Consider the following 14,612-nt stretch of genomic DNA (forward strand, 5'->3'; position numbering starts at 1 on the left):
TGGTTGGAGGACCCCGGCCGAGGCATTCAACGAGCAGCTACTCTTGCTCCAACAAGCCGGTGTTGCAACGACCGGTTGAGTCCAAGCAATACACGTCGTTCCGCCTGGCCGAACACCTCGACGCCGTCCGGATCGCGGCCTCCGTCGGCTCGGTCGGCGACGCGTATGACAACGCCCTCATGGAGTCGACGATCGGCCTGTTCAAAACCGAGGTCATCAAACCGCAGAGGCCGTGGAAGACGCTCTCACACGTCGAACTCGCCACCGCTGAGTGGGTCGACTGGTACAACCACCGCCGACTCCACGGTGAGACAGGGCACATCCCACCCGCCGAATACGAAGCCAACTACTACCGAGCAACCACGAAACCCCAGCTCACAGCCACCAACTGAGATCTCTATCGAACCCGGGGCGGTTCACATGGCGGACCATCAACCTGTGCGCTTGTGCGAGGTGTGCGGAGAGTCCGGTGCGGACGCCTGTATCCGCATGACCTCCGGCTCGCCGGGCGCACTGCGTCGGGCAGTGTACGGGCATCAGGCGTGCGCCCGCGAACGGGGCACCGTCCCCTTGTACCTGCTCACCGGCACGCCCACCGAGGTGGCGTGATGGAGATGCAGACATGGAGGAGCGCCCGGGACACGGCCACCGCTGCGGCCCGCGCGCTTCAGGAGGCGCTCGCCGGCCTCGGGATCCCGGAACGGGCGCGCCCCTTGATCCGGCCGGTGGTGTCTACGTCCGGGCGGGCCTACGTCGAGATCGGGTTACTCCACCCGGAGGTCGCGGAGCAGATCGCCGAGGCCCTGCGGCTGTCGGCCGTCCGCGCACCCCGGCCGGGACCTACCGAGCTGCGGTGGCTGGACACCGGATCCGGGCCCGGGGCCATGGTCCCCGTCACCTCGGCCACACCGGACGGGGACACCCCCGTCTGAGACCACCGCCCGCGGCCCCGCACTCACCGCGGGCGGTCCCGGCCCCGGCCTGCTCCCCCATTTGAGGCAGGCCGGGGCCTTCCGATCCCTGGACCCGCCCGGCCAATCCCTTGGCCATAGATATAGCACTACGTAGCGAGAGGTAACGTTTCAGCTACGCTCCGGCCCATTGGGCCTGACCGATGACATATGCCGCGCCACTCTGAGCGCGTCCCCCCACGGCAGCAACAGGCAATCGAGGCATCATGACCGAACTGACATTCGGCATCGCCCTGGGGGTGCTCGCCACCATCCTCGGCGCAGTGATCGTGCGCATCAGGTCGCTGCACCGCCAGCTCGATGCCCTGCGTACCGAGGTCGCACTGGCCCGGGTCGAGAACGTTCTGAGCTCCCAACTCGGAGATGATTCATCACCTGGCAGGCGTGCGCGCCACTTAGAGCTGATCACAGGCCGGAGCACGGGACCGTCCCGGCTCCGGCATCGCCGGACGAGCGGCGCGTCCGCGGTGACTACAGCCGCGCTGGCCGCCACAGGGGTGGTGATCCTGGAGGCCGAGCGCCGGACTGATCCGACCTGCCCGGGCTCGGCCTGGGCAGCCGCTGTTCCCCCGTGGCACGGCCCCTCGTCGGGCTCAGGCACCGGCCGCTAGCTGTCCCTGATGCTCCGGCGCCCGTCGTGCGGCCGGAGCCTCAGGGATCAGACGACACGCAGCTGCGGGCGCTGTCCGCCCAGCGCCGTCTCGATGGTCTGCATCGCATCGTCGTCCAGCTCGGGCAGCAGATGCCCGTACAGATCGCTGGTCGTCTTAATCGACTCGTGGCCGAGCCTGCGCTGGACGTAGGTAAGTGCGTAGCCGGCCGAGATGAGCGCGGCCGCGTGGGAGTGCCGCAGGTCGTGCGGCGTCGGGAACTTCTCCGGCGGCAGGAGGCCAGCCTTCTTCGCCTTCGTCACGGCCCTGTGCCAACGGTTGTTGAAGGTCGAGCCGTGGAGCCGCTGGCGCCTGTCCCCGGTCCAGAACAGCCCGTCGGACGGCAGGGTCTCGAGTCCCAGTTCGCCGAGTGCTGCCATCACCGTCGGGCTGACCCGCAGGACTCGCCGGGACTTCTTCGACTTCGGAGCGCCTAGGTAGTACCCACCCTGCCCGTCTTTCTTCCAGGCCCGCCGCACTTTGATCTTGGGCTTGGCGGTGCCGCGGTCGATGACGCACATGGGGGCCAGGCCGGTTATCTCTCCCCAGCGGAGCCCCGTCCCGTATTTGACGTCCAGCAGGAGCTGGTCCGCGCGCCGCTCGAGGCATCCCCGGATCGCCGCGACCTCCTGCGGGGTGAGGAAGCAGACGTCCTCGCCCTCGTCTGCGCCGTCGTCGTCCGAGCGGGGCAACCGGGTGAGCTCGCACGGGTTCCGGCCGCGGAGCGGGGGCTCGGCAGTGACCGCCTCCTGAAGGATGCTGCTGAGCAGCCCGTGCAGGTTGCGGATGGTCTTGGGTGACATCAGCTTCCGGTTGGGACTGTTGGGCAGCTGCGCGCCGCGGGTGACCCGGGTCTGCTCCAGACTCCGGACCCACGCCTTTACGGTGTCGCCGGAGAAATGCTCGGTGCTGCGCACGTCGCATTCCCCGAACGTCGGGAAGATGTAGCGCTCGAGCTCGCGGAGACATGCATTCCGGTAGTGCTCTTCTATTCCGGTCCGGTTTTCAATTACTCTCGTGGCGTATGCACGAAAGCGGTACGCTGCATCGTCACTCAGCGACTGCGAGGGAAGCGAGGTGATGTACCCATGACCTTTCACCCAGCCGGGCGGCCACTGCTGCCCCGCCTCGTTGACAGCGTCCCTGAAGACCTCGGCCGAGCCCTCGTCGTCGAAGCTCTCACTCTGCCCTCGACCAGCGCGTTTACCCCCTTCGCGCCACTTGACCTAGTAGCTGGTGATTTCTCCTGTGCGGGATTCCCGCGGGTGCACGCTTGCCATGAGGGCGACAGTAGGGCTCGGTGTTCCCGCGGTGTTCCCAAACGGGGAAAGGATCTCTGCGAGAAGCCGCCATACCTGCTGGTGAAGTGGGGCGGGTGCCGTCGTGCCCGGAGCCGGACTCGAACCGGCACGCCCGCGAAGGGCAGCGAGGTTTAAGCTCGCCGTGTCTACATTCCACCATCCGGGCCTGGTCTGCGCGGCGCCGCGTAGGCCCAAGAGCCTATCCGGGTAGATCCCTTGGGCAGGTGGGCATTGACCCGATGTTGTCTTATTTTATTGCCGCCTGAAGAAGCGTCAGTGCTGGTGAAAGGCACGTACGCGCACATGTCCCGACAGGTGGTCACCCTCACGACATCGTGCGATTGACGGAAACTCGCCTTCTTCGTCTCCCGCCCGGCCGCAACGGCTCATCCGGGTGGTCCAGGGGGCTCGCGAAGGGCGGGTGCGCGCTCCCCCGGAAGGCCCCCCAGGCTCGGGGGCACCGTCATACCAAAGGAGGAGGAGCGGGCCCGGCGATCCGACCAAAGGGGGCCACGGGAACGGGCACGGGGGCTGACGTTCCGGCGCGAAACGGCCGACACGATGGTGTGGTCCCCGAACGCCAGACGCCGACAGGAGTGTCTCCTCGTGACCACCACGCCCATCGCACACCGCGCCACCAACGTGGCCGCTCGCGCCACGGATCTGTCCAAGGTGTACGGACAGGGCGAGACGCAGGTGGTCGCGCTCGACCATGTCACGGTCGACTTCCGGCAGGCGGAGTTCACCGCGATCATGGGACCGTCCGGCTCCGGCAAGTCCACGCTCATGCACTGCGTCGCCGGACTGGACTCCTTCAGCTCCGGCTCCGTACGCATCGGTGAGACCGAGCTGAGCTCCCTGAAGGACAAGCAGCTCACCCAGCTCCGCCGCGACAAGATCGGCTTTATCTTCCAGGCGTTCAATCTGCTGCCGACGCTGACCGCGCTGGAGAACATCACGCTCCCCATGGACATCGCCGGCCGCAAGCCCGACAAGCAGTGGCTCCAGGCCGTGATCGAGATGGTCGGACTGCGGGACCGGCTCAGCCACCGGCCGACCCAGCTCTCCGGAGGCCAGCAGCAGCGGGTCGCCGTGGCCCGTGCCCTCGCCTCCCAGCCGGAGATCATCTTCGGTGACGAGCCCACCGGAAACCTGGACTCCCGCTCCGGCGCGGAGGTCCTGGGCTTCCTGCGCAATTCGGTGCGCGAACTGGGCCAGACCGTCGTCATGGTCACCCACGACCCGGTGGCCGCCTCCTACGCCGACCGGGTGATCTTCCTGGCCGACGGCCGGATCGTCGACGAGATGTACAGCCCCTCCGCCGACGGCGTCCTCGACCGCATGAAGGCGTTCGACGCCAAGGGCCGGACCAGCTGATCCCGGCCGCTCCGCAGAACTCCGGCTCTCACCACAGGACTGACTGACATGTTCCGTACCGCCCTGCGCAATGTGCTCGCGCACAAGGCCCGGCTGCTGATGACCGTACTCGCGGTCATGCTCGGCGTGGCCTTCGTCTCCGGCACCCTGGTCTTCACCGACACCCTCGGCAACGCCTTCCGCAAACAGTCGGCCAAGAGCTACGACGAGATCGCCGTGGCCGTCGAGGGCCCCAGCAAGAAGGACATGGACCTGGGCATCCCGGCCGCCACCCTGGAGCGGATCAAGGGTGTCGACGGGGTCGCCGAGGCCACCGGCCGTCTCAGCGGCTTCGCCGGGGTCGCCGATCAGAAGGGCAAACTGATCGGCAGCGGCTGGGCGAACAAGGGCGGGAACTTCGCCCCCGGCAAGGACGGCAAGGACGCCGCGTACGACTTCACACAGGGTTCCGGCCCGGTGAACGACGGACAGATCGCGCTCGACAGGACCAGCGCCGACAAGGGTGAGTACAAGGTCGGTGACACCGTGCGGGTCGCGACGACCGGCCCGGTGCAGGAGTTCAAGCTCGCGGGCATCTTCACCACCGAGGACGGCGCGGTGAACGCGGGCGGCAGCCTGGTGCTCTTCGACACGGCCGTCGCCCAGAAGCTCTACCTCAAGCCCGGCTACTTCCAGGACATCACCGTCACCGCCACCTCCGGCACCTCCGACACGGCGGTCCTGTCGGCCGTGAAGCCGCTGCTGCCGAAGGGCTCCGAGGCGAAGACCGGCCAGGCGCTGGCCGACCAGGAGGCCAAGGACATCGAGTCCGGCATGAGCAATATGAACACCATGCTGCTCGCCTTCGCCGGCATCGCCCTCTTCGTGGGCATCTTCCTGATCGCCAACACCTTCACGATGCTGGTCGCCCAGCGCACCCGTGAGCTGGCGCTGATGCGCGCCGTCGGCGCCTCCCGCCGCCAGGTCAAGCGCTCGGTGATCCTGGAGGCCCTGGTCGTCGGCGCACTCGCCTCGGTCGTCGGCTTCGTCGTCGGCCTCGGGCTCGCGGTGGGCCTGCGCTCCCTGATCGGCTCCTTCGGAGCGAAGATCCCGAACGGCCCGCTGATCGTCTCGCCGACCGCCGTACTCGCCGCCCTCGCCGTCGGCGTCATCGTCACCGTGCTGGCCGCCTGGCTGCCCGCCCGCCGCGCCGCGAAGATCCCGCCGGTCGCCGCGATGAGCAGTGTGCACGGGGTCGCGACCGCCAAGTCCCTGGTCGTACGGAACACCCTCGGCAGCCTCATCACCGCGGGCGGCCTCGGCGCGATCGTCGCCGGCGCCTCGTCGAGCGACGGCGGCAACGGCCGGATGCTGATCGGTGTGGGCGCGTTCCTGGCCCTGATCGGCGTGATCGTGCTGATTCCGCTGCTGTCCCGCCCGGTGATCGCGCTGGTACGGCCGGTGCTGAAGGGAGTCTTCGGGGTCTCCGGGAAGCTCGCCGGACAGAACGCGGTCCGCAACCCCCGCCGCACCGGCGCCACCGCCTCCGCACTGGCGATCGGTCTCACCCTGGTCACCGGTCTGACCGTGATCGGTGTGACGGTGGGTCAGGCCGTCGACAAGATGACCACGGACAACATCCGCGCCGACTACCTGGTGTCCATGGCCAGCGGCCACCCGCTCGACGAGTCCGCTCTCACCGCGCTGCGCAAGGCGGACGGCGTCGAGGCGCTCTCCCGGCAGCAGGCGGCCTACTTCTCGGTGAAGGGCGAGGAGCGGTCCGTCTCCGCGGTCGACCCCGACGGCGTGCAGAAGGTCTTCAACCTGGACACGCTGTCCGGCTCGCTGGACACCCTCTCCGACGGTCAGGTCGCCGTCGCGGAGAAGACCGCCGACAAGCACGGCTGGAAGACCGGCGACGCGGTGCCCGCCGTCTTCGACGGCACCACCGGCAAGAAGGAGACCAAGAACCTCACGATCGGCGCGGTCTACAAGGACAACGAGCTGGTCTCGCCCTATCTGATCGACGCGTCGGTGGTCGCTCCCTACCAGGAGAAGCCCGACATCCGTGAGGTCTGGGTGAAGATGAACGGCGGGGAGACCAAGGCCAACGAGCAGGCGCTCGTGGACGCCCTCGGTGACAACCCCGGGATGTCCGTCATGGACAAGCAGGACATCCGCAATCTGTTCGGCGGGCTGATCAACACGATGCTGAACATCATGTACGGCCTGCTGGCGATGGCCCTGATCATCGCGGTCCTCGGTGTCATCAACACCCTGGCGATGTCCGTCTTCGAGCGTCAGCAGGAGATCGGCATGCTGCGGGCGATCGGCCTGGACCGCAGGCGGGTCAAGCGGATGATCCGGCTGGAGGCCGTCGTGATCTCCCTCTTCGGAGCGGTGATCGGCATCGGGCTCGGCTCGTTCCTGGGCTGGGCGATCGGTGAGACCTTCCGGGACTCGATCACGGGTTACGAGCTGGTCCTCCCGTGGGCGCGGATCGGGATCTTCCTGCTGCTGGCCGGTGTGGTGGGTGTGCTGGCCGCGATGTGGCCCGCGCGCAGCGCCGCGCGGCTGAACATGCTGACGGCGATCAAGACGGAGTAGCCGCGGCACGCACGGGGACACGGCGGGACCCCGCGACCGGACGGTCGCGGGGTCCTTGCCGTGGGTGGGCGCTGCCGGACCGGGGTTCCCGCGCCGGGGGCGTCCTCGCCGGACCCGTGGTTCTCGTGGTTCCGGCACCACAGCCGTCCCGCACGGCTGTGGTGCGGTACGGCCCGGTACCGTACGGGCCCGGTACCGTACGGGCCCGGTACCGTACGGGCCCGGTACCGTACGGGCCCGGTACGCGGTACAGGCCCGGGCCCGTACGGGGAGCCCGCGCCCCGACCGTTACGTACCCGCGCCGGACCCGTCAGCCGGCCCGTCCGTCAGGTGCTGGTTCCAGGTACGGGTGCGCAGAGGCAGGCCGGAGGCACCTCCGGGGGACGGCTTCACGGCCAGGACCTGATTGACGCCGATCCGGTTGCGCTCGAAGGAGAGCGCCGACGCGGCCATGTAGAGCCGCCAGACGCGGGCGCGCCCCGGTGAGCTGAGGGCCATCGCCCGGCGCCAGTCCGCCTCCAGGTTGGCGACCCAGCGGCGCAGGGTGAGGGCGTAGTGCTCCCGGATCGACTCGACGTCCCGTACCTCGAAGCCGGACTCCTCCAGGAGGGAGACGGTACGGCCCAGGGGCGACAGCTCTCCGTCCGGGAACACATAGCGGTCGATGAACGGGTCGATCCGGTAGGACTCCTCGTCCTTCTCCGGCCGGCGTGCGATCTGGTGGTTCAGCAGCCGCCCGCCGGGCTTCAGCAGATCGCTGAGCCGGGTGGCGTACTCGTGGTAACGGACCGAGCCGACGTGTTCGGCCATCCCGATGGAGGAGATGGCGTCGTACGGGCCGTCCCTGACGTCCCGGTAGTCCTGGACGCGGATCTCGATCCGGTCGGTGAGCCCGGCCTCCGCGATGCGCTTCCTGGCGTAGGCGGCCTGTTCGCGGGAGAGGGTGATGCCGGTGACGTTCACCCCGTACTCGCGGGCCGCGTGCATGGCCATCGAGCCCCAGCCGCAGCCGACGTCGAGCAGCCGCTCGCCCTCCTTCAGACCGAGCTTGCGGCAGACGAGGTCGAGCTTGGCGCGCTGGGCGTCCTCCAGGGTGGTGTCCCCGTCCCCCCAGTAGGCGCACGAGTAGACCATGGACGGCCCTAGGACCAGTTCGTAGAAGTCGTTGCCGACGTCGTAGTGGTGGCTGATGGCCCGCCGGTCGCGGTGTTTGGTGTGCAGGGGGCCCGCGCGGCGGCGGACCTCCTCGGCGGGGGGCGGCGGGGGCGGGAGCGTACCGCCGAGTCCGAGCATCCCCCGGGCGGCGGCGCGGACCCCGGGGTCGCGCAGTGAACGCAGTGGCCCCGGGCCGTCGGAGCCGCGCTCCCAGACGACTCCGGAGAGCAGATCGAGGGCCGCGTAGAGGTCCCCCTCGACGTCGATGTCCCCGGCGACCCACGCACGGGCGAGCCCCAGCTCACCCGGCCGCCACAACAGCCTTCGTACGGCACGGCGGTGCCGTACGACGAGAACGGGCCCGCCCGGCGGACCCGCCTCCGAGCCGTCCCAGGCCCGGATACGGACCGGGAACGGGGTCCCGAGCATCTCTTCCGCTAGGGCGGTCAGCCGCAGTGCGGCATCGGCCATGGCGCACACCTCCATGAGCTTCCAGCTTGCGGATTCCTGTCTCCTGAGAACAAGCCGACCACTCTGGGTGCTTCCCGCACCACGGCATTTCCCGACCGGATTCCCCGCCGAAGCCCCCGCTCGGCGGTGTGATCGGGCCGCGCGGGGGGTGTCTGCGAGGCGATGATCGTACGAATGCCGAAGGGGCCGCCCGCACCACGGATGGCGGGCGGCCCCTTCGGAAGGCGCCGTTGACGACCGGTCGGTCAGACCCGGTTCAGGACGCCTTGGCCTTCTCCGGCGTCGGAGCGGAGGCGGATCCGACGGCCGCGGGGGCGGGCTTGGCGGCCTCGTAGAACTCCTCGCGCGGAGACTGGATGGCGCCGAGGGAGACGACCTCGCGCTTGAGGAACATCGCGAGCGTCCAGTCCGCGAAGACGCGGATCTTACGGTTCCAGGTCGGCATCGCCATGCCGTGGTAGCCGCGGTGCATGTACCAGGCCAGCCGGCCGCGGAGCTTGATCTTCACCTTGCCCATGACGATCATCGCGACGCCCTTGTGCAGGCCGAGTCCGGCCACGGCGCCCTTGTTGGCGTGGCTGTACTCCTTCTGCGGGAAGCCCCGCAGGCCGGAGATCACGTTGTCGCCGAGGACCTTCGCCTGACGCAGCGCGTGCTGGGCGTTGGGCGGGCACCAGGCGTTCTCGACACCGGCCTTGCGGGCGGCGACGTCCGGGACCTGGGCGTTGTCGCCCGCGGCCCAGATGTAGTCGGTGCCCTGGACCTGGAGCGTGGTGGAGGTGTCCACATGGCCGCGGGGGCCGAGCGGCAGTCCGTACCGGGCGAGCGCGGGGTTGGGCTTCACACCGGCGGTCCACACGATGGTGTCGGAGTCGACCTCCAGGCCGTTCTTCAGCACCACATGGCCGTCGACGCAGGAGTCCATCGACGTCGACAGATAGATCTCGACGCCGCGGCTCTCCAGGTGCTCCTTGCCGTACTGGCCGAGCTTGGGCCCGACCTCCGGCAGGATCTTGTCGGCCGCGTCGACGAGGATGAACCGCATGTCCTCGCGCCGGACGTTGGTGTAGTACTTGGCCGCGTCGCGCGCCAGGTCCTCCACCTCGCCGATGGTCTCGGCGCCGGCGAAGCCGCCGCCGACGAAGACGAAGGTCAGCGCCTTGCGGCGGACGTCCTCGTCGTTCGTGGAGTCGGCCTTGTCGAGCTGCTCCAGCACATGGTTGCGCAGGCCGATGGCCTCTTCGATGCCCTTCATACCGATGCCCTGCTCGGCGAGGCCGGGGATCGGGAAGGTACGGGAGATCGCTCCCAGGGCGACGACCAGGTAGTCGAACGGCAGCTCGTACGCCTCGCCGACCAGCGGGGAGATCGTGGCGACCTTGCGGTCCTGGTCGATCGTGGTGACCCGTCCGGTGAGCACCTCCGCCTTCGGCAGCACGCGTCGCAACGGGACGACGACGTGCCGGGGGGAGATGCTGCCGGCGGCGGCTTCGGGGAGGAAGGGCTGGTACGTCATGTACGAGCGCGGGTCGACGACCGTGACGGTCGCCTCGCCGTAGCGCATCTTCTTCAGAATGCGCCGTGCCGCGTACAAGCCAACGTACCCACCGCCTACTACGAGGATCCTGGGACGCTCCGTGGTGCTCATGCCATCGAGTATCCACCCCCCTGATGGGGGGTGCTCGTGAGCCCCTTCACAAGGTGTCCGGGCACCTCTGCTACACTGCGCGACCCGCGTGATCGAGATCATGGAACCGGGGGGAACCACCGGCCCCGGCCGACCGTTGCACACCCCTCGTGAGCTGCCGCCTTGGGAGGTGTCCGGGCCTGGACCACCCGGCAGTTCTCCGCCTTCGGGCGGTGACCGCATCCGCCCGGCCCCCACTCCCCCGCACCCGGGGGCACCACCAGGAGAGCCTTTCGGCCTCATACCGCTCCCATCAGGCCCCTTTTCCTTGTGAAGAACTTCACGAAGTTGCTCACGGCTGTCTCATCACAGGCCGCATATATGCGACTTTCCGGTGCCGCCGAGCGGTTCCCGGAGGAGCTTGGGGCCGCGCCCGGGCTACCGCGCGATGGCCGGGCGACGACGGTCGGCGACCGGCGCGACGTCTCCCGCGGCATCTGAGGGCAACCGAGGACACCTGAGGGTCACCCGGCGTCCCGGGCGGCCTGCCAGACGATTCCGTCGAGGATGTCGTGCTCGCTGACGATCACTTCCGAGGCGCCGACGCGGTCCATGATCGCGAGCAGTACCAGCGCACCGGAGACGATGACGTCCACCCGCCCCGGGTGCATCACGGGGATCGCGGCGCGCTCCTCGTGCGTGGACGCGGCCAGGCTCCTGGTGATCTCCGCGACCGTGTCACGCGGGATACGGGAGTGGTGGATCGCCTCGGAGTCGTACGCGTCGAGCCCGAGCGCGATTCCGGCGACCGTGGTCACCGAACCCGCCAGACCCACCAGGGTGTCGGCGCCCCGCAGCGGAACGGTCTCCTCCGCGAGGTCCAGCGCCGCGTCGACGTCCGCGCGGACGGCCGCGAGTTCGGCGGCGGACGGGGGGTCGTGGCGGATGTGCCGCTCCGTCAGCCGTACACAGCCGATGTCCACGGAACGCGCGGCCTCCACATGCGCGCGCCCGATGACGAACTCCGTCGAGCCGCCGCCGATGTCCACGACCAGGCGCTCCTCATGACCGGGCAGTTCGCCGGTGGCTCCCGTGAACGAGAACTCCGCCTCCTGGTCGCCCGTGATGACCTCGGGCTCCACACCGAGGATGTCGAGCACACCCCGTACGAAGTCGTCCCTGTTCTCCGCGTCCCGGGAGGCGGAGGTCGCGACGAAGCGGAGGCGCTCGGCCCCGAGGCCCTTGATGATCTCCGCGTAGTCGCGGCACGCGGCGAAGGTGCGGTCCAAGGCGTCGGGGGCGAGCCGTCCCGTACGGTCGACCCCCTGTCCGAGCCGGACGATCGTCATCCGCCGGTCCAGCTCGACGAGGGTGCCGGTGGCGGGGTCGGCGTCGGCGACGAGGAGCCGGATGGAGTTGGTGCCACAGTCGATGGCGGCGACGCGGGTCATGTCTGGGTGTGCTCCTGTTGTCTCCGGGCGGGTCCTTCCCCCGCGCGTACGTCCCTGTCCTACCGTTCCCCCGTGGGGCCCGGGCCCCGGGCCGGGGGGTCCGTCCTCAAACGCCGGACGGGCTGGGATTCCCCACCTGCCCCCACGAGTGGGGCCCAGGCACCCGGGCCCGAAGTCCGTCCTCAAACGCCGGACGGGCTGGAGTGACGGCACCCGGGCGGGCAGGGGTGGTGACCCCAGCCCGTCAGGCAGTGCCCTCCATACCCGGGCGGGCCGGAGTCGCTTCCGCCCGGATACCCCCAAGGAGGCACCGACGGCGGGCAAACCCAGCCTCGCCGGCGATTGAGGCGCGGGGTTCGGGGCAGAGCCCCGACAGGCAACCCGGCGCCCCGCTGGACAGCCGAACCACAGGGCCACTCGCCGCCCAGCCAACCCAAGCCCCGCCGGCGATTGAGGCGCAGGGGTTCGGGGGCGGCGCACCCGAGGGGCGACCCGGCGCTAGGACGGCGGGCAGACGCAGGGGCCCTTCCGCCACCACTCCGGAAGCATCGCGATCGCCTCGTCGCCGAGCGGGTTCACCCCCGGCCCCGCCGCCAGAGCGTGGCCGACCAGGACGTGCAGGCACTTCACCCGGTCCGGCATCCCGCCCGCGCTGGGGAAACCCTCCAGCACCTCGATCGCGTCCCGCCGCGCGATGTAGTCCTCGTGCGCCGCCCGGTACGCCGCCGCCAGCTCGGGATCGTTCGCCAGGCGCTCGGTCATCTCCTTCATGACCCCGTTCGCCTCCAGCGTCCCGATCGCGGACGCGGCCCGCGGGCAGGTGAGGTAGTACAGCGTGGGGAAGGGCGTCCCGTCCGGCAGCCTCGGCGCCGTCTCGACGACGTCGGGCAGCCCGCACGGACAGCGGTGGGCGATCGCGCGCAGCCCGCGCGGAGGGCGGCCGAGCTGTTCCCGGAACGCCGCGATGTCCGCGTCCGTGGGCTCGGTCGGTTCGGTGGTGGGTGGAGGGGTTTCCATGCCTGCCTTGGATCTTGTTCTGTCCGGTGTGCCCGGCCGTGCCGGGATCGCCCGCCCCGGGGGGAGGGTCCGGCCGCGCCGGTACTCAGTCGCGGTCCGCGTTGTCGACGCCTTCCCAGACGTTCGAGTACCAGGGCCGGTCGGCCGACCCCTCGTCCGTGCGGCGCTTCTCCTCGGCCTCGGGGTCGATCATCGTGTACCCGGTCTCGCCGGGCAGCACATAGTGCAGATGTTCCCGGGCCAGCCGCCGGATGTACATCTCGTCCTGGAGGCGGGCCTTCTCGTCACGGAGCCGTTCGACCTGCTGTTCCGCCTCGGCCATACGGTCCCGCTGGTCGGCGATGTCGCCGCGCTGGGACACGTACTGCCGCATGGGGTACGCGAGCGCGACGACCAGCGAGCAGACGACCAGCACGAGGAACGCCGCACGGCCGGTGAGCCGGGAGCGGCGGGCCTGGCGCCGGGTCTGGGAGCGGTAGACACGGGCCGCGGTCTGCTCGCCGAGCAGCCTCAGCCTGGTCGCGGTGGAGAACCGGTCCCGGTCCTTCCCGGCCATCACTCGCCTCCCGTGTCCTTACGCGCGTACGTCCCCGGACACGGTACGGGACCGGGCCGGGGACGTACGAACGACTGGCAGGACCGGCGCCGGATCAGCCCTTGAAGCGGGGGAACGCGCTGCGCCCCGCGTAGACCGCCGCGTCGTCGAGGATCTCCTCGATGCGCAGCAGCTGGTTGTACTTGGCGACGCGCTCGGAGCGGGCCGGGGCGCCGGTCTTGATCTGGCCGCAGTTGGTGGCGACGGCGAGGTCGGCGATGGTGACGTCCTCGGTCTCACCGGAGCGGTGGGACATCATGCACTTGAAACCGTTGCGCTGGGCCAGCTCGACGGCGTCCAGGGTCTCGGTGAGCGAGCCGATCTGGTTGACCTTGACGAGGAGGGCGTTGGCGGCGCCGTCCTCGATGCCCCGGGCCAGGCGCTCCGGGTTGGTCACGAAGAGGTCGTCGCCGACAATCTGGACCTTGGAGCCGAGGCGCTCGGTGAGGACCTTCCAGCCCTCCCAGTCGTCCTCGAACAGCGGGTCCTCGATGGAGACCAGCGGGTAGGCCGCGGCCAGCTCCTCGTAGTACTCGGTCATCTCGGCGGCCGAGCGGGACTTGCCCTCGAACTCGTAGGCGCCGTCCTTGTAGAACTCGGACGCGGCGACGTCGAGCGCGAGCGCGATCTCCCTGCCGGGGGCGTACCCGGCTTCCTTGATCGCTTCGAGGATGAGGTCGAGCGCGGCGCGGTTGGAGTCGAGGTTCGGCGCGAAGCCGCCCTCGTCGCCGAGGCCGGTGGACAGGCCCTTCTGCTTCAGGACCTTCTTGAGGGTGTGGTAGACCTCGGTGCCCCAGCGCAGGGCCTCGGAGAAGGACTCCGCGCCGATCGGCGCGATCATGAACTCCTGGATGTCCACATTGGAGTCGGCGTGCGAGCCGCCGTTGAGGATGTTCATCATCGGAACGGGCAGCAGATGCGCGTTCGGGCCGCCGAGGTAGCGGAAGAGCGGCAGGTCGGACGCCTCGGACGCGGCGTGCGCCACGGCGAGGGAGACACCGAGGATGGCGTTGGCGCCGAGCGAGGACTTGTCCGGGGTGGCGTCCAGGTCGAACATCGCCTGGTCGATCAGGCGCTGCTCGGTGGCGTCGTAGCCGACCAGCTCCGGGCCGATCTGCTCGATGACGGCGAGGACGGCCTTCTCGACGCCCTTGCCCTGGTAACGGTCCTTGTCACCGTCGCGCAGCTCAAGGGCCTCGAACGCTCCGGTGGAGGCACCGGAGGGAACGGCGGCACGGCCGGTGCTTCCGTCGTCGAGGCCGACCTCGACCTCGACCGTGGGATTGCCTCGGGAGTCCAGGATTTCCCGGGCTACGACGACGTCGATGGACGGCACGAGCATCTCCTTCTGGGATGTGACGCTGGAAGTGCAGGGCCTCATCGGCCTTGCGGCACGAGCCTAACCGGCCGG

The 14,612-nt window shown here is 69.5% G+C and carries 12 protein-coding genes and 1 tRNA gene; 5 read left to right on the top strand and 8 right to left on the bottom strand.

Going from position 1 to position 14,612, the window contains the following annotated elements:
• Window positions 1-179 precede the first annotated feature (179 nt).
• From ACIBCM_RS27280 to ACIBCM_RS27290, 3 genes are all read left to right on the top strand, one after another.
• Window positions 180-392, top strand: coding sequence for an integrase core domain-containing protein (locus tag ACIBCM_RS27280; protein ID WP_399247860.1), 213 nt, complete (start codon window positions 180-182; stop codon window positions 390-392).
• A gap of 216 nt (window positions 393-608) precedes the next feature.
• Complete coding sequence (locus ACIBCM_RS27285) at window positions 609-932, top strand: hypothetical protein (RefSeq protein WP_399247638.1); 324 nt, start codon at window positions 609-611, stop codon at window positions 930-932.
• 245 nt (window positions 933-1,177) lie between these two features.
• Window positions 1,178-1,582, top strand: coding sequence for a hypothetical protein (locus ACIBCM_RS27290; RefSeq protein WP_399247640.1), 405 nt, complete (start codon window positions 1,178-1,180; stop codon window positions 1,580-1,582).
• A gap of 47 nt (window positions 1,583-1,629) precedes the next feature.
• Here the strand turns inward: ACIBCM_RS27290 and ACIBCM_RS27295 are convergent, their stop codons facing one another.
• Window positions 1,630-2,538: a tyrosine-type recombinase/integrase gene (locus ACIBCM_RS27295; protein WP_399247642.1), complete on the bottom strand. Its 909-nt coding sequence runs from the start codon at window positions 2,536-2,538 to the stop codon at window positions 1,630-1,632.
• Between the two features lie 467 nt (window positions 2,539-3,005).
• Window positions 3,006-3,088 (bottom strand) — tRNA-Leu (locus ACIBCM_RS27300).
• Between the two features lie 440 nt (window positions 3,089-3,528).
• On the opposite strand from ACIBCM_RS27300, the gene ACIBCM_RS27305 reads away from it, so the two are divergent.
• Together ACIBCM_RS27305 and ACIBCM_RS27310 are read left to right on the top strand one after the other, a co-directional pair.
• Window positions 3,529-4,299 (top strand): ABC transporter ATP-binding protein, encoded by a 771-nt coding sequence (locus tag ACIBCM_RS27305; RefSeq protein ID WP_399247644.1) that lies wholly within the window; start codon window positions 3,529-3,531, stop codon window positions 4,297-4,299.
• Window positions 4,300-4,347: 48 nt separating this feature from the next.
• The gene (locus ACIBCM_RS27310) at window positions 4,348-6,885 is read left to right on the top strand and encodes an ABC transporter permease (RefSeq protein ID WP_399247646.1); all 2,538 of its coding nucleotides are present in this window, start codon (window positions 4,348-4,350) and stop codon (window positions 6,883-6,885) included.
• Between the two features lie 288 nt (window positions 6,886-7,173).
• Here the strand turns inward: ACIBCM_RS27310 and ACIBCM_RS27315 are convergent, their stop codons facing one another.
• From ACIBCM_RS27315 to eno, 6 genes are all read right to left on the bottom strand, one after another.
• Window positions 7,174-8,511, bottom strand: a complete 1,338-nt coding sequence (locus tag ACIBCM_RS27315) for a class I SAM-dependent methyltransferase (RefSeq protein ID WP_399247648.1) — start codon at window positions 8,509-8,511, stop codon at window positions 7,174-7,176.
• A gap of 256 nt (window positions 8,512-8,767) precedes the next feature.
• Window positions 8,768-10,159 carry an NAD(P)/FAD-dependent oxidoreductase gene (locus ACIBCM_RS27320; protein ID WP_399247650.1) on the bottom strand — a complete coding sequence of 464 codons (1,392 nt, stop codon included), beginning with the start codon at window positions 10,157-10,159 and terminating at the stop codon, window positions 8,768-8,770.
• Between the two features lie 503 nt (window positions 10,160-10,662).
• On the bottom strand, window positions 10,663-11,589 hold the full coding sequence (locus tag ACIBCM_RS27325; RefSeq protein ID WP_399247652.1) for an exopolyphosphatase: 927 nt from the start codon (window positions 11,587-11,589) through the stop codon (window positions 10,663-10,665).
• A 498-nt stretch (window positions 11,590-12,087) separates the two neighbouring features.
• Entirely contained in the window at window positions 12,088-12,606 is a 519-nt protein-coding gene (locus ACIBCM_RS27330) for a DUF501 domain-containing protein (RefSeq protein WP_399247653.1), read from the bottom strand.
• Between the two features lie 85 nt (window positions 12,607-12,691).
• Entirely contained in the window at window positions 12,692-13,162 is a 471-nt protein-coding gene (locus tag ACIBCM_RS27335) for a septum formation initiator family protein (protein WP_399247655.1), read from the bottom strand.
• A 94-nt stretch (window positions 13,163-13,256) separates the two neighbouring features.
• Entirely contained in the window at window positions 13,257-14,543 is a 1,287-nt protein-coding gene (gene eno, locus ACIBCM_RS27340) for a phosphopyruvate hydratase (RefSeq protein ID WP_399247657.1), read from the bottom strand.
• Window positions 14,544-14,612 lie beyond the last annotated feature (69 nt).

Origin of the sequence: Streptomyces sp. NPDC051018 (assembly GCF_044456085.1) — a bacterium.
Taxonomy (GTDB): Bacteria; Actinomycetota; Actinomycetes; order Streptomycetales; family Streptomycetaceae; genus Streptomyces.